The organism is Cetobacterium sp., from assembly GCF_977044495.1.
This window is the reverse complement of record NZ_CDRRQU010000003.1, coordinates 91,873-95,563: the sequence shown is the minus strand read 5'-3', so window position 1 is coordinate 95,563 and position 3,691 is coordinate 91,873. Positions and strand designations below refer to the sequence as shown.

Here is a 3,691-nt window from a genome sequence, read left to right as displayed (position 1 = left end):
ATTTGATACCAAAGAGGATATTGACCATGTTTCAAAATCTGTTGATAACTCAAAAATAGCTGAAGAGGACTATAACCTTTCTGTAAATACATATGTAGAAGCAAAAGATACAAGGGAGATTATAGATATAAAGGAGTTGAATGCCAAGATAAAAGCAGCAGTAAGCAATATAGATAGACTTCGTATTGAGATAGATAAGATAGTTGCAGAGATTGAGGTCGAGTAAAGTATGATTTTAGACAATAAACTAAATATTACTAGTCAGATAGAGCTTTCAAAAGTGGAAGAGAAAATTAGTAAACAAAAAGCCAAGCAACTGTTTGACTCTGGAGATATTAACAGAGTACAAATAGGAACATTCGAAGGACTTCAGTATATCCATAAATATCTATTTGAAGATATCTATGATTTTGCAGGAAAAATTAGAACGGTTAATATAGCTAAAAGCAATTTTCGCTTTGCGCCAGTAATGTATCTAGAATCTTCGTTAAAATATATAGATACTATGCCACAAACAACATTTGACCAATCCGTGAAGGGAATGGAAGAACAACTCGGATATGGCTTGACCTTATACTAAAAGAAAATATCAAGCAAGTAATTGATTGGAATTTGGTTGATAAAGATGAATATCTATCAACTATGGAAAGAAGTGTTGTTAAAGATATTGAGATTAAACACCTTTTAAAACAGGCGCTTACTACTGAAATCAATGACCGTAATCTATTCATGAAGGGTATAGATGTAAGTTACTACTACGAGGGTTACAGTGAATATAACACCGAGGAGGTCTAAGATGAGTAGGTTAGAGAAGCTAATAGATGAACTATGCCCTGATGGAGTTGAGTATAAAAAAATAAAAGATATAAGTAAAAAAATAACTTCAGGTGGAACTCCAAAAACAGATATTAATAGTTATTATGGAGGAGATATTCCATGGTTAAGAACTCAAGAGATCGATTTTGGTGATATATTAGATACTGGCATTAAAATAACACAACAAGGCTTAGATAATTCGTCAGCTAAATGGATTCCCAAGAATTGCGTTATTATTGCAATGTATGGCGCTACAGTTGGGAAAGTTGGAATAAATAAAATTCCAATGACTACAAATCAAGCGTGTTGTAATATAGATGTAGACACTAATCAAGCATTATATAGGTATGTATTTTATTTTTTATGGAGCAAATATGAATACATAAAATCTCTGGGACAAGGAAGTCAAACAAATATAAATGCACAAATTGTTAAAGAAATAGTTATTCCTATACCACCATTACCAGTACAAGAGGAAATTGTGCGTATTTTAGATACCTTTACAGAGCTTACAACAGAGCTTGCAGCAGAGCTTACAATGAGAAAACAGCAGTATGAATATTATAGAGATAGTTTACTTACTTTTGGAGAAGAGGTTGAGTGGAGAACAATTTCGGATATAGGAGAATTAGTTAGAGGAAATGGACTTCCTAAAGCAGATTTTACAGAATCAGGAGTTCCTGCAATTCATTACGGGCAGATTTATACCTATTATGGAAATTCTACAGTTGAAACTAAATCTTTTGTTTCATACGAAACAGCACAAAAGTTAAAAAAAGTTAATTATGGAGATGTTATAATCACAAATACAAGTGAAAATTTAAAAGATGTAGGAAAGGCTCTTCTTTATTTAGGTACAGAACAAGCAGTAACTGGAGGACATGCAACAATATTCAAACCATCTAATATAATATTGGGTAAATTTTTTGTATATATAACTCAATCACTAAACTTTGAAAAACAAAAAGTGAAATTTGCTAAAGGAACAAAAGTTATTGATGTTTCAGCTAATGATATATCAAAAATTTTAATCCCTCTTCCTCCTCTTGAAGAGCAACAGCGTATTGTAGATATTCTTGATAGATTTGATGCTCTTGTAAATGACATTAAAACAGGATTACCAGCAGAGATAGAGGCACGACAAAAACAATATGAATACTATAGAGATAAGCTACTTACTTTCAAAAAAAATGAAAAAATAATGGAGAGATAATATGAAAAATGAGTTGGAATTGGTAGAAAATCTATATGTTAGGGTAAAAAGTATCTTAGAGAATGGTCGTGCTAAAGCATTTAAGGTTGTAAATACAGTTATGATAGAAAGTTATTGGAATATTGGTAGAGAGATTGTTGAAGAAGAACAAAGAGGAGAAAATCGAGCCGAATATGGAAAATTTGTAGTTGAATCTATTTCTAAAAAGTTAACAAAAGAGTTTGGAAAAGGTTATTCAAAGCAAAATCTTTGGTATATGAAACAATTTTATTTAACGTTTCCAATTCTCCACTCAGTGAGTGGAGAATTGAGCTGGACACACTATAGACTTTTAATGAAATTAAAAAATGATGATATTCGTAATTTTTACATGATTGAAACAATAGAAAATAACTGGTCTTCAAGAGAACTGGATAGGCAGGTAAGTTCTCTATTATATGAAAGAATTAAGATGAATAAAGATCCAATTGCAGTAAAAGAACTTTCATCAGTGGGACAAAAAGTAGAAATAGCTTCTGATATAATAAAAAGTCCTATGGTTTTTGAATTTTTGGGAAAAGGAGATTATACAATATCTATAGAAAGTGATTTAGAATCTGCTCTTATGAATAAGCTCCAGCTTTTTCTTCTTGAACTAGGAAAGGGATTTTCTTTTGTAGGCAGACAAAAAAGAATTAATATAGAAGGTGATAACTACTATAAGGAGACAATCCTACTATAGGATTGCTTCTCTGCTCAGATAAAAATGATTCAATGGTAAAATATACATTATTGGATGATAGTAAAAATATCTTTGCTTCTAAATATCAATTTTATTTTTCAACAGAGGATGAATTGATAGAAGAGTTAGAAAGAGAAAAATTAAGCTTAGAACTTGAATATAATAGCTAAAACAGAGGGGAATTTTATGACTAATTATAAACCAATTACAGAAACCAATAACTTTATAGTTTTAGATAGATACAACAAAATAGCTCAACAAGGTGTAAGTTATCAAACAGAAGCTCAGTTGGAAGAGGAACTTATACAAGATTTAAAAAATCAAGGCTATGAATATCTACCTAAGCTTATTAATACAAAAGAGATGTTAAAAAACATTAGGGTACAGTTAGAAACGCTTAATAATATTCAATTTCAAGATTCTGAATGGAAAAGATTTTGCGAGGAGTATTTAGATAAACCAAGTGATAGCCATATAGATAAGACTCGTAAAATTCATGATGACCATATCTATGATTTCACTTTTGATGATGGACATATTCAAAATATCTATCTCGTAGATAAGAAAAATATTACCAGAAATAAGTTGCAGGTTATTTCACAGTTTGAACAAAAAGGAACTCAAAGTAATCGCTATGATGTCACAATTCTAGTAAATGGATTACCTCTGATTCAAGTGGAGTTAAAAAAGCGTGGAATTGCTATTCGTGAAGCATTTAACCAAATCAATAGATACACTAAAGAGAGCTTTAACTCAGATAACTCTCTGTTTAAATATCTTCAGATTTGTGTAATTTCAAATGGTACAGATACGAAATACTTTGCGAATACTACTAAAAGGGATAAAAATAGCTTTGATTTCACTATGAACTGGGCAAAATCTGATAATACTCTTATTAGAGATTTAAAAGATTTTACAGCGACATTTTTTCAAAAAAATAC

General features: G+C 30.6%; 6 protein-coding genes. All 6 read left to right on the top strand.

The annotated features are described in order from the left end of the window. A partial coding sequence (locus ACWI69_RS01500) for an N-6 DNA methylase (protein WP_448820097.1) occupies positions 1-226 on the top strand: 226 nt, incomplete at its 5' end. 3 nt (positions 227-229) lie between these two features. Continuing rightward, on the top strand, positions 230-580 hold the full coding sequence (locus tag ACWI69_RS01495) for a cell filamentation protein (RefSeq protein ID WP_448820096.1): 351 nt from the start codon (positions 230-232) through the stop codon (positions 578-580). Between the two features lie 216 nt (positions 581-796). Beyond that, complete coding sequence (locus ACWI69_RS01490; protein WP_448820095.1) at positions 797-2,029, top strand: restriction endonuclease subunit S; 1,233 nt, start codon at positions 797-799, stop codon at positions 2,027-2,029. A gap of 1 nt (position 2,030) precedes the next feature. Next, positions 2,031-2,750 (top strand): PDDEXK nuclease domain-containing protein, encoded by a 720-nt coding sequence (locus ACWI69_RS01485; protein WP_448820094.1) that lies wholly within the window; start codon positions 2,031-2,033, stop codon positions 2,748-2,750. Between the two features lie 32 nt (positions 2,751-2,782). After that, positions 2,783-2,920: a hypothetical protein gene (locus ACWI69_RS01480; protein WP_448820093.1), complete on the top strand. Its 138-nt coding sequence runs from the start codon at positions 2,783-2,785 to the stop codon at positions 2,918-2,920. Between the two features lie 16 nt (positions 2,921-2,936). After that, on the top strand, positions 2,937-3,691 hold a 755-nt coding region (locus ACWI69_RS01475; RefSeq protein ID WP_448820092.1), incomplete at its 3' end, for a type I restriction endonuclease.

What these genes read in the sequence shown, in the direction of transcription:
- ACWI69_RS01495 (WP_448820096.1), top strand. Translation starts at nt 230, where the DNA reads ATGATTTTAGACAATAAACTAAATATTACTAGTCAGATAGAGCTTTCA.
- ACWI69_RS01490 (WP_448820095.1), top strand. Translation starts at nt 797, where the DNA reads ATGAGTAGGTTAGAGAAGCTAATAGATGAACTATGCCCTGATGGAGTT.
- ACWI69_RS01485 (WP_448820094.1), top strand. Translation starts at nt 2,031, where the DNA reads ATGAAAAATGAGTTGGAATTGGTAGAAAATCTATATGTTAGGGTAAAA.
- ACWI69_RS01480 (WP_448820093.1), top strand. Translation starts at nt 2,783, where the DNA reads ATGGTAAAATATACATTATTGGATGATAGTAAAAATATCTTTGCTTCT.